Raw genomic sequence first — 16,233 nt, 5'->3', positions numbered from 1 at the left:
ATCGCGACGATATCCACAATTAAGGTAAGGCAGTCGGTGCTGCCCTAACCATCCGTCAACCTCGTCTCTCTATGGACGACGGCGTGACCGGGCAGACAACTTCGCAGTTCGCCGCGCCGCGCATCGATGCGCGGGCGCTCCTTGGCCTCTACGATCCGGCCGACGCGACCGATTGGGCTCCGATCCGGGCCGCGCAGGTGAACGCAGCCGGGCGACTGGTGCTGTTGCTGCTGGCGGCTAATCTGCTCGGCACGGTGCTCGTGGCGACGCTGTTCGCCGGATCCGTGCCGTCGTGGCAGCTTGGCGGCTGGGGTGCGGCGGTCATTGCGACCGCAACGGTCGTCACGATTCGTCGGCTTGGGGCCCGCGGCCGCACGGAACGCGACGTTTCGCTGCGCGACGTCCAGCGCACCTTTGTCGACGGGATCGCACTCGGTCTGGTCTGGGGCGCCGCACCGCTGTTGTTCGGGCTGCGGGCAGAACCCGCGGCTCTGCTCGCGCTCTCGTCAGTCCTGGCCGTGCTGATGGCGGCGGCGGCGATCGCGATGGCTGCCCTCCCGCTCGCCACACTCTTGTTCCTCGCGCTCGTCGGCGGCGCGTCCGCGGCAACCTTTGTGCTGCGCGGCTTCGATACGGTCGCGGTGACGACCGTGCTTTTCACGGTACTGCTGATGGCGGCCTGTTTCCTGCGCTGCCGCGCGGTGGTGGTGATCCGCGCCGGAGAGATCGCGCTGGCCGAGCGAGACGAAACCGTCAGCCTGCTGCTGCGCGAGACGGAGGAGGAGAACACTGCCGACTGGCTTTGGGAGATCGATGCCCAGCGGCGCGTCGTGCGCGCCTCGCCCCGTTTTGCCCGCTCCATCGGAGTCGACCCCGGCACCATCAACGGCAAGGGCTTTCTGGAAATCCTGGCCGGTCCGACCTGGGAGGGCGGCAACTTCGCGGCCGGTCTGCGCGACCTCGCCGACAAGCTGAAGGCGCGTGAGGCGTTCCGCGACCTGCTGCTGCCCGTCTACGTCGACGGCGTCGAGCGGTGGTGGGAGATGTCGGCGTCGCCCCGCTTTCTTGAGGATCGCGGGTTTGTCGGGTTTCGAGGCGTAGGCTCGGATGTGACCGAGCAGCGCGCGTCGGCCGACAAGATCAACCGCATGGCGCGCTACGACACGCTGACCGGACTGCCTAACCGCCTCCAGATCTATGAGACGCTCGGCCGCGCGATGCAGGAGGCGGACAAGTGGGGTTCGCGCTGCGCGTTCATGATGATTGACCTCGACCGCTTCAAGGCGGTCAACGACACGCTCGGTCACCCGGTCGGCGACCGCCTGCTCGGTCGCGTGTCCGAACGGCTAAAGACCCTGATGAGCGACAACGAGATGATCGGCCGATTGGGCGGTGACGAGTTCGCGGTCGTCGTCCGCGACGCGACCGACAGCGCAGCGTTGGAGCGGCTCGCGCATCGGATCATCGGCACGCTCTCAGCACCCTACGACGTCGATCAGCACACGCTATTCATTGGCGCCTCCGTCGGCCTGGCCGTCGGCCCGCGCGATGGCCGCACGCCCGAAATGCTGATCCGCTCGGCCGATCTCGCGCTCTACCGGTCCAAGGACGCAGGCGGCGGTGTATTCCACGCTTACGAGCCGCAACTCCACCTGCGTGCCGAAGAACGCCGCGTGCTGGAGATGGCGCTGCGCGGCGCGCTGGAGAAGAACCAACTCCACCTCGCCTATCAGCCGGTGGTGAATGCCGGGACTGGCACGCTGACCGGTTTTGAGGCGCTACTACGCTGGACGCATCCTGAGCTCGGCTCGATCAGCCCGGGCAAGTTCATCCCTCTTGCTGAGGAAGCCCGCCTCATCGCGCCGATCGGCGAGTGGGTGCTGCGCACGGCGTGCGAGGAAGCGGCAAGCTGGAACAATCAGGTGCGCATTGCAGTCAACGTGTCGGCTGAGCAGCTGCACAACCCGGGCTATGTCGCGATCGTCGCCAACGCGCTGGCCTCCTCCGGGCTGCGCGCAGACCGACTCGAGCTTGAGGTGACGGAAAGCGTCTTCATGCGGGAGGGCACGGGTGCGACCCAGACGCTGGAGAAGCTGCTCGACCTCGGCATCCGGCTCAGCCTCGACGATTTCGGCACCGGTTACTCCTCGCTCGGCTATCTCAGCCGCACGCGCTTCTCCTCCATCAAGATCGATCGCAGTTTCGTGCAGGGAGCGTCGAAGGGGGTGAAGGAGGCGCTGGCAATTATCCGCGCGGTGGTGGCCCTCGCCCAGTCACTCGGTATGGCGACGACGGCGGAGGGCGTTGAGACGGAGGACGAGCACCGGCTCGTCCAGCTGCTCGGCTGCAATAAGGTGCAGGGCTTCTATTTCGGTCGTCCTCTCCCCGTCGAGGAGGCGCGCGCACTCGCAACCGATCGCGCTGCGGAGTCGCGCGCAGCGTAAAGCGGTTGCGCGCGCGATCCTATCGCGGTGAGGGATTGCCCTTCCGCTATCCTAATATTACAGCGAAAAGCGTAGGGGCGTAGCTCAGTTGGTTAGAGCGTCGGTCTCCAAAACCGAAGGCCCTCGGTTCGAATCCGAGCGCCCCTGCCACGTCGGGCCACTTGCACCGCCCACCGCACGCGGGTAAGACGCGGCCCAATCCGAAATCGGAAGTCTCATCCGTCGCGGCCCCTTCCCGGCAGCGACGGCGGACCTATGTCCGGAGTTGAGACAAGCAGAAGGACGTCCCCAGTGGCCAAGACCAGCCCCATCGAGTTCATCCAGCAGGTGCGTGCCGAGACGCAGAAGGTCGTGTGGCCGACCAGGCGGGAGACGGTGATGACCGGCGTCATGGTCGCGATCATGACCACGCTGCTCGCGCTGTTCTTCCTGGGTGTCGACACCTTCTTCGACACGGTGGTGAAGGCGCTACTGTCGCTCGCCGCCTGAGCCCCCCTCTCCCGTTACACGCATACAAGGACGTCCAATGTCGCGCTGGTACATCATCCACGCCTATTCCGGGTTCGAGAACAAGGTCCGCGACCAGATCCTGGCCGATGCCGAGCGGCTGGGCCTGACCCCGCTGGTCGAGGCGGTGGAGGTTCCGACCGAGCAGGTGACGGAGGTGCGCCGCGGCAAGAAGGTGCAGTCGGAGCGCAAGTTCTTCCCCGGCTATGTGCTGGCGAAGCTCGGCATGAACGACGACGTGTACCACCTGGTCAAGAACACGCCCAAGGTGACCGGCTTTCTCGGCTCCTCGGGCAAGCCGCAGCCGATCAGCGAGGCGGAGGCCGCGCGCATCCTCAACACCAAGGAGGAAGCCGCCGCCGCGCCCAAGCAGAAGATCAAGGTCGATTTCGAGATCGGCGACTCCGTCAAGGTGCTGGACGGCCCGTTCGCGACCTTCAACGGCCTGGTCGAGGAACTGGACTTCGACAAGGCCAAGGTGAAGGTCGCCGTGTCGATCTTCGGGCGCGCTACCCCGGTGGAACTGGATTTCGAGCAAGTGGAACGAAGCAAGTAAGCCGTGTGGCTTACTTGCTGCCCGCGCCTAGGTAGCGAAGCTATTTAGGAGACGGCGGACACCAGCCGGCGGTTGCCTCCGCGACCGGCCGACGACGCGGCTTTGCCGCGGCGCTGCGAGCCGATCGTGTTGGGCTGAGAGCTTCTGCGCCCTGAACTCTCCCCAAGACCCGCCGCTTGTTCAAAAACCAACGAACGGTACGAGCATCGAACGGTCAGGCCTGCATAAACTCCGAGTAGTCCATCGCCGCCAGGTCGGTGAGCAGATCTGGGCCCGTCGGTTCCCACCCGAGCCGCGCTACCGTCCAGGCATTCGATGTGGTCATGTTAAGACCGGCGAATGGCGCCATCCAGCCGAAGTAGCGCTCGACCTCGTCGGCGTTGATCGAGCGAACCGGCAGGCCCGTGCCCTCTCCGATTGCCTCGGCAATGGCGCGTGCCGTGACGCCCTCCTCCACCGACGCATGATAGCGCGCGCCCGGCTCGCCCTTCTCGAGCGCCAGGACGTAGAGCTTGGCAACGTCGCTGACGTGCGCCGCGGACCAGCGCGTCTTGCCGTCGCCGAGATATGCTGCCGCTCCGGATCGACGCGCTTCGGCCACCAGCGGCGTGATCAACCCAGCCTTGGTCGTGTCGTGCACCTGAGGCAGCCGGATGGTGCGAACGTCGATACGTCGCGCAGTCAGCGCCGCACCCGCGAGTTCGGTCGCGATCCGCGGGTTTGGATGGAGCGGGTTCAGCACGTCCTCGGTCGCCGGACCACCGTTCAGCGGCGTGCCGATGCCCACACCCGACGTAATCAGGATCGGCTTGTGCGCCCCCGTCAGCGCCTTGCCCATGGCGGCGATGTTGCGCTCGTCCTTTTTTGTGTTCTCAAAAAAATTCTCGAAGTTGTGGTCGAACGCGCAGTGAATCACCGCGTCGGCGAGCGCCACACCGCTGGCGAGCGTCTGGGGCTTATCCAGGTCGCCCCGATGAACCTCGGCGCCGACTGCTTCAAGCTGCCTAGCGCCCGCCTCAGAGCGGGTGAGGCCGAGCACCTGATGGCCGCGACCAAGCAGCTCAGGAAGGACGTGCGAGCCGATGAAGCCGGTCGCGCCGGTGAGAAATACGCGCATGTGAAATCTCCGTCTTGTCGGAGCGGCATATCCCGGCTTCGCCACACGTGTTAAAGTAGTGATGGTATCATGGTATAGCTTACAACAGGATCAACGTGTCTATCGATGCGCCAAACCCGCTCGGCACCTATCTGCGCGACCGCCGCACAAGGCTCGATCCAACGGCGTTCGGGTTTGGCGGCCGCAGGCGCACGCCTGGGCTGCGTCGAGAGGAGGTGGCGAGCCGGGCCAACATCAGCCCGACCTGGTACACCTGGCTTGAGCAGGGCCGCGGCGGAGCGCCATCGGCCGACGTCCTGGACCGCATTGCCAAGGGTCTGATGCTGACTGAGCCGGAGCGTGAACACCTTTATATGCTGGGTCTCGGCCGACCCCCTGAGGCGCGCTACCAGCCGGTAGACGGCATTACCCCACGGCTGCAGCGCGTGCTCGACGGCATGATGCTGAGCCCGGCAGTCATCAAGACCGCGATGTGGGACGTGGTCGGCTGGAACAGGGCAGCAGCGGTGCTGCTGACGGACTATGCCAAGCTGCCTTGTGAGGGCCGGAACATCCTCCGCCTCATGTTCGGCAGCGACCATGTCCGCGCTCGGAACGAAGATTGGGAGGAGATCGCGCGCTTCGTCGTTGGCGCCTTCCGCGCCGATGTTGCGCGCGCGGGCGCAATCATGAGCGCGGAGGTCACGAAGCTGGTCGCGGAGCTATGCCGCATCAGTCCCGAGTTCGAGGCGTTGTGGCAGGACAACGACGTCGTCGCGCATGGCGAGGGTGTGAAGCGCATCCATCATCCGGACGCCGGCCTTCTTGCGATGGAGTTCTCCACCTTCGCAATCGAAGGGCGTCCCGAACTCGGGATGATCATCTACAACCCGGCGACGCTCCTCGACGCCGAGCGACTGCGCTCGCTGCTCGAAGCTGGTGTAGACTGATTGAGATCAGAGATTGCTGAAGCCTAGCGTTTGACCGAGAAGCTGAATTTGGGCGTCGTTCTGATCATCCCCAGCTTCGGTCGCTCGATCACACACAGGATAAGGTGGACCGCTCAGTCGAAGTCTCGGATCGTCATCTCAGGTCACTTGAGGTGCAGAGGGGCGCCTGATGTCCTCTATGGCCGCCTCTCGAAGTCGTAGCTTCCGAGCACCTGCTCCCGGAGCATGTATGCAGCATTGCGGGGCACAGCGGGGATGCGATGGGCAGCGTAGCCGCGCCCACTGGCGACACCGAAGGTGACGGCAGCTGTTCCGAAGCGACGGCTGACAAGGTTCCCGGTCACATCCGCGCTTTGCACACTGGCGAGTGGAAGAACGATCAACCGGCGCTGCCACCAGCCGGATCGGATCAACAGGCGGTCCTCCTCGAGCGCGTAGCCGAAGCGATGCCAGCACAGCCAGCGGCTGACGACCAGTACGGCGACGACGATCAGGCCGCCCAAAGCGATCCAGGGCTCGAACGGCGACGCGACGAGCAGCGCGATGGCAAGGACCACTCCGACAACGGTAACGCTCCAGGCGTAAGTGGAGGACGATCGCATCCACGGAGCAGTCGTTCAGGGAATCGCCAGCCGAACTCGCTCAGTATCGACGCGACTTCCGCGTCACGAGCGAGCGGTGCGACCACATGGTCGCCCCTGGTGCCCTCGTCCTTGGCCAAGCTCTGCAGCTTCAGTTCGCTCCAGCCGAACCTGGCGCGCACAGGACCCGAACCGATGATCGCCGCCTGGACGCGACGGATCGGCAGCGTCACATCGGTGACGGTGAGCAGGCCACGACGGCGACGCAGACCATTGGCGGTGCGATCGAGCCGGAAGCGGAAGTCGCGCAGAACAGTACGTCCGACGCCGGCGGCAAGGCCGATCGTGGCCAGTGAGACTAGGCCGGCGAGAACCGCGACGACCTGATGGGCCATGATCAGGTCGATGACCGGCGACCCGGCCTCCAGCGCCTGACGCCAGAAGCGGCGTTTGAAAAAGTTGAAACCGGCTGCGTCACCAATCGTCTGGGCCACGCCGAACAGGCCGGCGATGACCGCAAGCGAAAAGTTGAAGACGCCGCCCAAGAGAACACGCCTGAGATCCATAGCGAACAGCGCCGGTGTGTCGGGAGCGTCGCTGGCGCTTGATGCCGCGACCTCGCCTCCCATGACACGCCGAGCGCGTACCAGGTCGCGCAGCGCTTCTGCACGGGCGAGCGTGATACCGGCCAGCGCGCCGTCGTCATCCTTGTCCCCGGCGGAGCCGCCCGTTTCGAACCTGACGCGCGCGATGCCGAGCAGTCGACCGACCGGACCCTGGCTGACGTCGACATCCTGGATGCGGTCGAACGGTATCGAGCGATGCGTGCGATGCACGATGCCGCTGTCGATGCGGATCTCGTGAGCGCCGACGCGGTATTCGAAGCGTCGCCAGTGCAGGAACGTTGCGACGAATGTCGCCGCGGAAACGACGACCAGCAACAGCGCCGCCATCCGCCACCTGCCGGTTGCCGCGAGATAGCCGATCGCGGCATAGCCGCCGGCCATCTGCCGCAGCATGCCGCCCAGCTCGGCAAGGAAGTATAATGGGTGCAGCCGCTCGGCCGCGCCGACCGTGACGTCCGTGCGTGTCACGCGACGTCCGAGCGCACATGCTCGCGGATCACGTCCCGGATCTCGGCGGCACGCGCCGGTGAGAGGCCGCTGATCGTGACCGTGCTGTTGTGGGTACCCGCGGTATGAACAACGAGGCTGGCCGTGCCGAACAGCTTGTCGAGCAGCCCGCGCGTGACGTCCAGATGCTGGACGCGGACAAACGGCACAAGCGTGTCCGTGTGGAAGGTCCAGCCGTGGACACTCCGCAGCATCTCGCCCGTCAGTCGGTAGCCGAGACGACGATAGATGCGCTGGGGAACGACGATGATGCTGATGATTGCGCCCAGCGGGATCAGCACCGTGAGAGCGCCGTGCACGGGCGTAGCCCGCAGCAGAAGCTGATCGATCGCGATGGCGCCGATCGTCACTCCCAACCACGCGGCGGCGAGCCGCACACGGAGGACATTCCGATAGCCGGGTTCGACTGCGAGTAACTGAGGATCGGGCTCAGGTGTCATGCACCGATAGTACAGTGCTGATCATCGATGAAAACCGAAATAACTGGTGGGACTGCAAATCCGCGCCGCATGACGGACGGAGGTCAGCAAGCGATCCACCGGGGTCTCACGGCGCTATCGGCTTCGTCCGAGCGGCGTGCAGCGCCAGACTTCCCATCGGCCGGTCCGTCGAGCGACGCTGCGGGTCCAACTCATGCCTGTTTCAGCAAGGAAGCGGTCTTGAATGCCCGCGGCATGCTGCACGAAATCGTAGAAGGTGATGCGATGGTGCGCGAGCACGAGCGTGCCGCCGGGGCGCAGACATCGCGCAACCTGTCGGGCCAGCGCCCGCATGTCGCGTGGATCGAGGTAGTAGAGCAGCTCCGCCACCACGATCGCGTCGTAAACAGTGCGCGGCGGCTCCTCGGGGACGGCGAGCTGCAGCGCTCGGGCGCGCGGCTGCGCGGCAACCGCGCGCTCGACCAGCGCGGTGCCCTTCTCCGTCGCCTCCGTCGCGTCGAGGCGCAGGGTGCGGAAGGCGATTGACCGGCTGTTCGAGCCATTGCCCGCGCCCAGCTCCAGTACCCGTCCCAGCGGGCCAGGCCCGAGCGCGTGGATGATCGCGCGCCGCTTCACTGCCTCGTCATGAGCGGTCCAGGTCGACCAGGGATCGTCGCTCCCGGTGAACTTGGCTTCGAAGCCGTCGAGATCGATCGCGCGCGTCACAGGCGTGCGAACCGTTCGGTCGGACGCGCGAACGCGTTGAGGTGGCGGTGAGTCATTGCAAAGCCCGCTTCGGCATCGGTGATGCGCCCCGCCTGCGTGCGGTAGCGGCGGATCGCGGCGCGCTTCTGCTGCACCTCACCGGAGGTCAGCGGCAACACCAGGTGGCCGAGCGAGCGAGCCGCTCCTTCCGGCCAGACGCTGTAGCCCATCCGACGCTCGCCGCGACCCCGCACGCCGGCGAGCGCCGCGGCGACCGCGCGATGGTCGGCGTGGGCGTCGTGCGGTACCGGCGAGATCACCACATCCGCGCCTGACCGGGCGAGTGCTCGCGCGAGTGACCGTCGTAGCACCGCGAGGTGACTGGTCAGTGCTCCATCAGGCAGGTTCAGGAACGCCACACTCGCACATCCGACGCCAATCGTCCGCAGCACGCGGCGCACTTCCAGCCGCCGCTCGACCACCAGTCGCCCGCGCGGCCAGCTTCGGCTGTTCGGGTGCGAGGCACCGCCGTCGCTCACCACCACCACCTCGACCCGCGCACCGCACCGCCGCGCGCGCCGCATCAAGGACCAGGCCGCGATCGCCTCGTCATCGGGATGAGGCGCGATTACCAGTAACCGGCGGAAACGCAGCGTCACAGCTCGGGCGCGACCAGCGCCGAGGCCACCGCCTCCCCCAGCCGATCGCGTTGGAGGTCGGGCGCAGGCTGACGCAGGTAGGTGGACAGATCGGTCAGTTGCCCGCTCAAGGGATGGTCGATGAACATCGCCTGCACGCCGACTGCCGCGGGCGCGAGCGCCAGCACTCGCTCGCCCGCTGCATAGACCGCGGCCCGTGCCGCCGCGACCAGCGCCAGCGTGCGCGGCACGTCCCGGGTGGACCAGCCCGCCGCCGCCCGCGCCACTGCGTCGGCAGCAGACTGCGCCGCGAGGTACAGCTCGGCAAGGCGTGCGCGCTGGTGCGGGTCGCCGGCGCGGTCCTGTGCGGTCAGGTGATCGCGCACGCCGTTCACCACTGCCGCGATGCCGCCCGCCTGCACCGCGGCGAAGCGGATCGCACCGCCGCTGAACCACGGCTCGCGTACGTAGTCGCCGGGCGCACCGATCACCGCCTCGGCGGGCAGCGCCTGATCGTTCCATGAGACGAGGTGCGTCTCCGACCGCTGCATGCCGGTGACGCGCCACCAAGTGCGATCGATCGTCGGCGGCGTTGCCGCAAGGTCGATCAGAAGCAGCTGGCGTCCGCCGTCCGCATCGACCGAAATCAGCGCGTGGCTGAGTACCCCTGCGCCCGAGGCGAATGCCTTGCTGCCGTGCAGCCGTCCGTTCCGCAGCTGCGTTGGCTCGCCCGGACGGTCAGCGTTCCACACCCCGAACGCCGCTCCGTCGAATGCGGCAGCCTCCACGCCCGCGCGCTGCTGCTCGGTACCGTATCGCGCGATGATCTGGAGCGCATCGACGTGCCCCTCGAACAAGCGGCCGAGCGGCAGATCGCGGCGACCCACATCGTAGAGGACGCGCAGGAGGGCGAGCAGCGCCGCATTGTCGGACGGATCGTCCAATCGGGAAAGGCGCGCGGTGAGCGCCGCGACGTCGCCGCGGGTCAGTGGCGCGCTCACGCGACCACCTCCAGTGGCTCGCCCTCGAGCGCGCCAAGCAGTTGCTCGGCCTGGGCGAGCGAAACCTGCCGCATGCCGCCTGGCGGTGCGCCCACGATCCGCGCGGCGAACGCTTCGCCGTTGCGGCACTCTGCGGCGACTTGTTCCACCTCGGCCAGTGACAGGCGCAGCGTGTCGGCGAGCGCCTCGAACCTCTTCCCGCCGTGAAGCGCCCGGGCCTGCGCGTGCTGCGTGTAGCGCCATGCCTCGTCCGCCGGGTGCGTCACGGTCGGCACCACGCGATCATCGTCCCACGCAGACAGGGCCGCCGCGAAGCCGCCGGGCACCCGCCCGGTGCGGCGCGATGAAGTGGTGACGCGCACGTCCGCGTCGCGCCGGAGGCGCCAGCCGCCCCGCGCGGCGGCGTCGAGCAGCGCCGCGTCCTCGCCGCTCGCCATATCCGCGAAGCCGCCGACCGCTTGATAGACGTCGGCCCGGATGGCGAGGCTCGCCGCGCTACCCCAGTGATGGGTGTGCGGCGCCTCCCATGCGACCGGATCGAGCGCGCGCCGCAGTGTGTGGAGCCGATCGTAATAACGTCCAAGTCGCCCCTGCGTCGGTGAGTCCTGCCCGGCGTCAGTCAAGATCCGTCCCGCAACCACATCCGCCTGCGCCAGGCCACGTCGAAATGCGGCGATCCAGTCCGGTGCGGGAGCGCTGTCGGCATCGGTGGTCAGCAGCGCGCCGCCGGGCACCGCTTCCATCGCCAACGCCATCGCGCGTCGGCGGGCGCGCCCGGCGTTAGGTCGTCCGCCCATGCGTGCGCAGTCGGTAACGACGGCGAACGGCAGCTTAAACGAGGCAACCAGCGCCTCGCTGCCGTCGTCACAATCGTCGAAGAAGACGGCGAGCGTTACCGGACCAGCGTCGCGCTGCTTTGCTAAAGCACGCAAAAAGCGCGGCAGTAGCTCAACCTCATTGCGCACCGGAACGGCGATCGCGAGAGGGCCTTCGCTCAGCAAGGTGCGTCACTCACGCCGAGCTGCACCTCCGGTCCGCCGGCCTTCCCCGAGATGACCAACTCCTCCAACTATCGCTCTGCAGTAGTGGCGCTCGTCCAGCACGACCGCCTTGCGGTATCGAAATTCGACGAAGCTGTGCTCCTTGACTCCGTCACTGCGCCTTACTCTCTTAGGTTATGCTGGCACTAAGGCAATCGTGCAGCAGCAGCCCCGCACACCCGTCCTGCCGCGTGTTTTGACCCAAATGCGGTCATTGTAGCGGCATGCCACGGCACCTAATATCTGCCGCTCGTTCATCAAGGTCGCTTGTAGCGCCTACGCCACCAACTCAGCCGGTAGCATCCGGTCGCCAACAACCGTGAAGTCAGCGCCGTCAACCAGCACCTGGGGAGAGAGCGGCCGACAATTGTAGCTTGATGCCATCGCGGCGCCGTATGCGCCCGTGGTGTGGAACACCGCCAAGTCGCCGCGCCGGACCCGGTCGATGGCCTGCCCGACGCCGAAGGTGTCACCGGTCTCGCACACCGGGCCTGCGATTGTTGCCTCCATGGATTCGCGACCGGCGCTCACCGCGGAGAAGCGGTGGTGAGCGCCATAGAGCGCCGGACGCGCCAAGTCGTTCATGGCCGCATCGACGATGATAAAGGGGTGAGTGGCACCCAGCTTCACCCAGATCACGCGGGTGAGCAGGATCCCGGCGGCACCAGCAACGACGCGGCCTGGTTCAAACGTCAGACCGACGTTCCACTCCCTCGTCACGCGAGCTACCATTGCTCCATAGGCGGCGGGTGATGGCACCCGATCCTGCAGATGGTAGGGAATGCCAAGCCCACCGCCGAGGTCGACGCGCGTGATCGTGTGACCGCGCCGGCGAAGTTCGAAAACCAACTCGCCGATCCGGCGGTAGGCGGCTTCGAGCGGCGCAAGGTCGCTCAGCTGGCTGCCGATGTGGAGCGCGACGCCGCGAAGGTCGAGCCCGTCCAGCTGGGCGAGCCGGTCGTACATCGCCGGGGCCTCAGCGATGGCCACGCCGAACTTGTTCTCCCGCTTTCCCGTCGAGATTTTGCCATGAGTTCCGGCGTCGACGTCGGGATTGACGCGCAGCAGCGACGGGGCTCGCACGCCGCGTCCGTGCGCCAGGCGGGCGAGCACTTCGCCCTCCTCTTCCAGCTCCAGATTGAACTGGCCGATCCGCGCCTCCAGCGCGTCGGAAAGTTCCCGATCGGTCTTCCCAACGCCCGAGAAGACGATCCCGGCGGGTTCCATGCCCGCATCGAGCGCCCGGCGCAGCTCGCCTCCCGATACGATGTCGGCGCCGTAGCCGCGTTCGGCAAGGAGGCGGAGGACCGCCGTGTTCGGGTTCGCCTTGACCGCGAAGGCGGTACGCGCGCCCGGCAGGTGACGAACCGCCGCCCTGAACTCGTCTGCGGCGTGCCGGAGTGCGCCTGCCGAATAGACGTGGACCGGCGTTCCGACCGCCTCGGCGATCCGGGTAAGCGAGACGTCCTCCGCGAAGAGCGTTCCGTTCCGATAGTCGAAGAAGCGCGGCCCAGTTGCCATGCTGTCCTGCGCCATGCCGGTCATCGCCTGCCCTGCCGCCGCACGCGCGCGGCATGAACGGCCTCGGCAGTGTGGCAGTGACCACGGCGCTCGGCACGAAACAGTTGCGCCACCCGCTTGCCGTGGATCATCAAAGGCAGCCCGAGCAGCGCCAGCAGGAAGAGGGGCAAGGTGACCGGCCTGGCATCGAGCGCCAGCGCCGCGACACAGGAGCCGCCCGTCAGCGCGAAGCCGCCGATCCGCCACCGGAGATCCCGCGCGGTCATGCGGCGTGCCTGTCGCTAGACGATGTCGATGGGTCGCCGATCACACGGTCGCCGGAGCCGGCCAAGGCTGCCGCTATATCGCTGCGATGGCCCGCGTGCACGCTGCCGTTCCACAGCACGATGTCGGCCGGCAGCTCCGCCTCCGCGGATAGGGCGGTGAGCAGGTCCGCGCACTCGAACGATAGGCCGATCGCCGGATCGTGCAGGCGCGCAGCGGCAGTGCGCGCAGCGCCGATCAGTGCGGGCGATCCATCGATCCCTCTGCCCTCGATGGCCGTGAAGCCGAGCGTGCGGGCGTAGCGCGCCACTGCGATCAGCAGTGCACCGCGTCCGCAGTCGGCATCGACGATGCGGATGGCATGGCGGCGTCGGTCACGCAGGGTCGCCAATGTTGCCGTGATCTCCGGCCAGCGCGGGTCCGAGCGAACGGATCGGTCGCTCAGCGAGACGGGTCGTTGCGACGAGCGAGCCGAGCGGCGCGCCAGCGCCGCGGCCGATTTCAGTCGTACGATCATCGGGGAAACTCCTCAGGCGGCGCGTGCTACGGCGCGCTCGGCCGCAGGGACGGGATCGAAGGACACGAGCGGCACCAGCGGCATCGGCGCCATCTCGACGCTCGCATGATAAATTTGGCGCTCCGCTTCCGCGAAGCTCAGGGCGGCGCTGCGCGAGACGAACCGTCCCTCCAGCTTGCCGCCGCTATCCTGAACCAGCCAGTGGCCGGCCAGGTCCTGTCCGACGTAAATCACCGTCCCGCGTTCGTCGGGCTCCGAACTGGGTTCAAACGACATGTCGCCTTCTCAAGCCTTCCATGGACAAGCGTCCTGCGCTCGCATTGGCTGAGGTACGGGCGACGACATAGCCTTTCGAGATCAATTTCCGAAAAGCGCATAGTGACGCCGTAGCGTGCGGCGCATTTCGTCGCATTTCAGCGCCTACAGCCAGCGCGCGCGTCGGAACCGCCAGTAGAGCGCCGCGCAAGTCGCCAGGATGACGACAAGCGTGACGGGATAGCCATAGGCGCTGCCGAGCTCTGGCATGTGCTCAAAGTTCATGCCGTAGATGCCGGCAATCGCCGTCGGAACCGCCAGGATCGCCGCCCAAGCGGCAAGCTGACGCGTGATGGCGCCGGTGCGCTGCTGCTCGATGAGGTTGCTGAACTCGAACACGGAGGTGAGCAGGTCGCGCAGGCCGCTCGCCATTGCCTCGACGCGGCGGACATGGTCCAGCACGTCGCGAAAATAGTGACGCGCCTCCGCGTCGATGCACGGCAGGTCGTTCTTCGCCAGCTTGCGGGCGACTTCCTCCATCGGTCCGAGTATCCGATCAAAGCGGAGCAGATCACGGCGCAGAGCGAAGATCCGGGCGATCTCCGCCCGGTCGAGGAACGTGTCGAGCATTCGCTGCTCCATCGCCGCGACCTCCTCCTCCAGCGCGCTCATCAGCGGCAGATAGCCGTCGACGATGAAGTCGAGCACCGCGTGCAGCACATAGTCACCGCCTTTGCCGAGCAGGTCGGGCGCACCCTCCAGATGCTCGCGCAGCGGCAGGTGCGACCGGGTCGAGCCCTGCCGGACGGTGATGATGTGGCTGTGGCCCAGGAACGCGGCCGTCTGGCCGTAGACGATCGTTCCGTCGCACAGATGCGCAGTCCGCCCAATGACGAACAGCTGGTCGCCGAACACGTCGACCTTCGGGCGCTGATCATCCTTGAGCGAGTCCTCGACGGCGAGCGGATGAAGGCCGTAGATCTGGCGCAGCGCCTCCAGCTCATCGGCGCACGGCTCGGTTAAGCCGATCCATACGAACTCGGAGCGGTCGCTCGGGCAGAAGGCCTGCTCGCTGATCGCAATCGGACGTACCCGTTGCCCGTGACGGTAGAGGAAGGCCGCTACGACCGGCATCTGCGAGGCAGCTCAGCGACGAGTTACCAGCGGGAGGCGTGTAGCAGGACCGCGTCGTTGCCTAGCCGACCGGGCGATCACGAGCCGCGCCTGCGCCAGTGCCGCCGCATGACGAGTGTCGAAGGACGATCCCGATCTCGTGACTGACCATGGCGAGAACGTGTCGTGCTCGGTCTCATCACGCTTGCTCTCCCGTACGCGGTCGAACAGAGCAACTCCGTGGATCAGCAGCAGCACGCCGGTGGCTGCCAGGACGAACGTGAGAAACGCCAGCGCGAATTCGGCGATCTGAGCCGGTTCAGATCGCGTGATGTCGTAACTCCACTTGTGGATCATGGTCGACCCGCACGAAGCTGCGAGCATAAACATGCCAAAGAGACGCGCGGGCACTTTAGCCACGGCTGCCACCAGATCGATCCGACTGCTTGGTGGAGAGCGTCAGGCGCCCATGCAGACGCTCCGCTCTGCCGTCTGTCGGTGTGGAGTCAGCGTCGCAGCGTTCCTGCACGAACTCGTGCACGGCTCGGACGGACTGAAATCGGCCGCGCGGAACCCGTCCTGAGTCGCGGACGATCCAACCGCCGTCCGGCGAACGGCTGACGCTCAATGGACCTTCTTTCATATCGATTATCTCGGATGTGCCTTCGTCAAGGGAGAACAGCTGCGGGTCAGCGCAGGGCCGCCATCGGGCGCTCACGGCGACCTCGTCGAACAGATGGCGGCCGAGCAGCAGCAGCGCACCGCCGCTACCCACCGAAACGAAGCTGACGGCGGCGAGCGCGTGGTCAATGAGAATGACCCGATGCGTCGATGCATGAAGATCGAGCAGCTCGGCGAAGGCGAGATAACCCAGCCACGCTAGCAGAATGCCGGATGCGCGGAGCGCTACATCCGCCCGCCGCTGACTCAACCACGCTGCCATGCCACCATCCTCGTGTGGCAGCGCAGCTATCCACCGCGGCGTAGCAATTCGAGACCGATTCCACCTGTTTGCATAGTGGTGACATAGTGAACGGACGGGCATGCTAGCCTGAACGCGGACGTTTGATCGTCGCGGAAGAAGAGCCAGGCTCCGCTATGCCGCCACTACGCAGATCAGCGGTTTCGCTCTCGAAACCCTATGCCCTGGTTGTCAAGTGTTTGGCCCTCGTCGTCGAGGAGGCCGGCACTGCTGTCTGCCAGCGCCACTCTCCGCGCGCCGTCCACGTCGCCAGCAAAGGGCTGTCAGCGGTGCTTTTCACTTACTCTGCTTGCGCCGCTCTCCTGGCTATGGAGCTTGCCGGGCTCTGTGCCGTTTGGTCCTGGTCACGCCGCGCCTGTGGCTCGCTCTTTCTTCTGGTCGGCGGTGCGCTCTTCGCGTTGCTGGCCAGCGCTCTGTTCCTTCTTCCGAGCATGGAGCCACGCCGCTACCTCATCTTCGCGAGCGGCTACCTGCTGTCAGGGCTGACCTGGGCTTGGTGGATAGACGATCT

General features: G+C 66.5%; 20 protein-coding genes and 1 tRNA gene. 6 read left to right on the top strand and 15 right to left on the bottom strand.

What is annotated here, in order from left to right; all coding sequences use genetic code 11:
* The first annotated feature begins 71 nt into the window (after nucleotides 1-71).
* The 4 genes from CRO12_RS16825 to nusG all read left to right on the top strand — a co-directional run bounded on the left by CRO12_RS16825 (nucleotide 72) and on the right by nusG (nucleotide 3,507).
* A complete protein-coding gene (locus CRO12_RS16825) occupies nucleotides 72-2,444 on the top strand; it encodes a putative bifunctional diguanylate cyclase/phosphodiesterase (RefSeq protein WP_097065171.1) in 2,373 nt (790 codons plus the stop codon).
* Between the two features lie 73 nt (nucleotides 2,445-2,517).
* Nucleotides 2,518-2,594: transfer RNA gene (locus tag CRO12_RS16820), tRNA-Trp, on the top strand.
* A 141-nt stretch (nucleotides 2,595-2,735) separates the two neighbouring features.
* Complete coding sequence (gene secE, locus CRO12_RS16815; RefSeq protein ID WP_097065170.1) at nucleotides 2,736-2,933, top strand: preprotein translocase subunit SecE; 198 nt, start codon at nucleotides 2,736-2,738, stop codon at nucleotides 2,931-2,933.
* Between the two features lie 37 nt (nucleotides 2,934-2,970).
* Nucleotides 2,971-3,507 carry a transcription termination/antitermination protein NusG gene (nusG, locus tag CRO12_RS16810; protein ID WP_097065169.1) on the top strand — a complete coding sequence of 179 codons (537 nt, stop codon included), beginning with the start codon at nucleotides 2,971-2,973 and terminating at the stop codon, nucleotides 3,505-3,507.
* 214 nt (nucleotides 3,508-3,721) lie between these two features.
* Here nusG and CRO12_RS16805 read toward each other — a convergent pair whose 3' ends face one another.
* Entirely contained in the window at nucleotides 3,722-4,624 is a 903-nt protein-coding gene (locus CRO12_RS16805; protein ID WP_097065168.1) for an SDR family oxidoreductase, read from the bottom strand.
* A gap of 95 nt (nucleotides 4,625-4,719) precedes the next feature.
* Between CRO12_RS16805 and CRO12_RS16800 the strand changes: the two genes are divergently transcribed.
* Nucleotides 4,720-5,553 carry a helix-turn-helix transcriptional regulator gene (locus CRO12_RS16800; RefSeq protein ID WP_097065167.1) on the top strand — a complete coding sequence of 278 codons (834 nt, stop codon included), beginning with the start codon at nucleotides 4,720-4,722 and terminating at the stop codon, nucleotides 5,551-5,553.
* Between the two features lie 176 nt (nucleotides 5,554-5,729).
* Here the strand turns inward: CRO12_RS16800 and CRO12_RS16795 are convergent, their stop codons facing one another.
* From CRO12_RS16795 to CRO12_RS16735, 14 genes are all read right to left on the bottom strand, one after another.
* Nucleotides 5,730-6,110, bottom strand: coding sequence for a PH domain-containing protein (locus tag CRO12_RS16795; protein WP_179641082.1), 381 nt, complete (start codon nucleotides 6,108-6,110; stop codon nucleotides 5,730-5,732).
* On the bottom strand, nucleotides 6,044-7,228 hold the full coding sequence (locus CRO12_RS16790; protein ID WP_097065165.1) for a PH domain-containing protein: 1,185 nt from the start codon (nucleotides 7,226-7,228) through the stop codon (nucleotides 6,044-6,046). The genes CRO12_RS16795 and CRO12_RS16790 overlap by 67 nt, the downstream gene beginning before the upstream one ends.
* Complete coding sequence (locus tag CRO12_RS16785) at nucleotides 7,225-7,644, bottom strand: PH domain-containing protein (protein WP_179641081.1); 420 nt, start codon at nucleotides 7,642-7,644, stop codon at nucleotides 7,225-7,227. Before CRO12_RS16785 ends, CRO12_RS16790 begins: the two co-directional genes overlap by 4 nt.
* A gap of 177 nt (nucleotides 7,645-7,821) precedes the next feature.
* Nucleotides 7,822-8,412 (bottom strand): SAM-dependent methyltransferase, encoded by a 591-nt coding sequence (locus CRO12_RS16780; RefSeq protein WP_097065163.1) that lies wholly within the window; start codon nucleotides 8,410-8,412, stop codon nucleotides 7,822-7,824.
* The gene (locus tag CRO12_RS18410) at nucleotides 8,409-9,050 is read right to left on the bottom strand and encodes a PIG-L deacetylase family protein (protein WP_245858589.1); all 642 of its coding nucleotides are present in this window, start codon (nucleotides 9,048-9,050) and stop codon (nucleotides 8,409-8,411) included. Before CRO12_RS18410 ends, CRO12_RS16780 begins: the two co-directional genes overlap by 4 nt.
* Complete coding sequence (locus CRO12_RS18405) at nucleotides 9,047-10,030, bottom strand: acyl-CoA dehydrogenase (RefSeq protein ID WP_245858588.1); 984 nt, start codon at nucleotides 10,028-10,030, stop codon at nucleotides 9,047-9,049. The genes CRO12_RS18410 and CRO12_RS18405 overlap by 4 nt, the downstream gene beginning before the upstream one ends.
* The gene (locus tag CRO12_RS16770; protein WP_179641080.1) at nucleotides 10,027-10,995 is read right to left on the bottom strand and encodes a glycosyltransferase; all 969 of its coding nucleotides are present in this window, start codon (nucleotides 10,993-10,995) and stop codon (nucleotides 10,027-10,029) included. Before CRO12_RS16770 ends, CRO12_RS18405 begins: the two co-directional genes overlap by 4 nt.
* Before the next feature lie 351 nt (nucleotides 10,996-11,346).
* Complete coding sequence (lysA, locus tag CRO12_RS16765) at nucleotides 11,347-12,591, bottom strand: diaminopimelate decarboxylase (protein WP_097065245.1); 1,245 nt, start codon at nucleotides 12,589-12,591, stop codon at nucleotides 11,347-11,349.
* A 20-nt stretch (nucleotides 12,592-12,611) separates the two neighbouring features.
* Entirely contained in the window at nucleotides 12,612-12,857 is a 246-nt protein-coding gene (locus CRO12_RS16760) for a hypothetical protein (protein WP_097065161.1), read from the bottom strand.
* The gene (locus CRO12_RS16755; RefSeq protein WP_245858586.1) at nucleotides 12,854-13,372 is read right to left on the bottom strand and encodes a class I SAM-dependent methyltransferase; all 519 of its coding nucleotides are present in this window, start codon (nucleotides 13,370-13,372) and stop codon (nucleotides 12,854-12,856) included. Before CRO12_RS16755 ends, CRO12_RS16760 begins: the two co-directional genes overlap by 4 nt.
* A gap of 12 nt (nucleotides 13,373-13,384) precedes the next feature.
* Nucleotides 13,385-13,648 carry a hypothetical protein gene (locus CRO12_RS16750; protein ID WP_097065160.1) on the bottom strand — a complete coding sequence of 88 codons (264 nt, stop codon included), beginning with the start codon at nucleotides 13,646-13,648 and terminating at the stop codon, nucleotides 13,385-13,387.
* Nucleotides 13,649-13,792: 144 nt separating this feature from the next.
* A complete protein-coding gene (locus CRO12_RS16745; RefSeq protein WP_097065159.1) occupies nucleotides 13,793-14,761 on the bottom strand; it encodes a magnesium and cobalt transport protein CorA in 969 nt (322 codons plus the stop codon).
* A gap of 12 nt (nucleotides 14,762-14,773) precedes the next feature.
* The gene (locus tag CRO12_RS16740; RefSeq protein ID WP_179641079.1) at nucleotides 14,774-15,160 is read right to left on the bottom strand and encodes a hypothetical protein; all 387 of its coding nucleotides are present in this window, start codon (nucleotides 15,158-15,160) and stop codon (nucleotides 14,774-14,776) included.
* Nucleotides 15,153-15,683, bottom strand: coding sequence for a hypothetical protein (locus CRO12_RS16735; RefSeq protein ID WP_097065157.1), 531 nt, complete (start codon nucleotides 15,681-15,683; stop codon nucleotides 15,153-15,155). The genes CRO12_RS16740 and CRO12_RS16735 overlap by 8 nt, the downstream gene beginning before the upstream one ends.
* 218 nt (nucleotides 15,684-15,901) lie before the next feature.
* Between CRO12_RS16735 and CRO12_RS18175 the strand changes: the two genes are divergently transcribed.
* A partial coding sequence (locus tag CRO12_RS18175) for a hypothetical protein (RefSeq protein WP_218838920.1) occupies nucleotides 15,902-16,233 on the top strand: 332 nt, incomplete at its 3' end.

This window comes from Sphingomonas guangdongensis (assembly GCF_900199185.1).
Taxonomy (GTDB): domain Bacteria; phylum Pseudomonadota; class Alphaproteobacteria; order Sphingomonadales; family Sphingomonadaceae; genus Sphingomonas; species Sphingomonas guangdongensis.
This window is presented reverse-complemented; position numbering and strand designations above follow the sequence as displayed.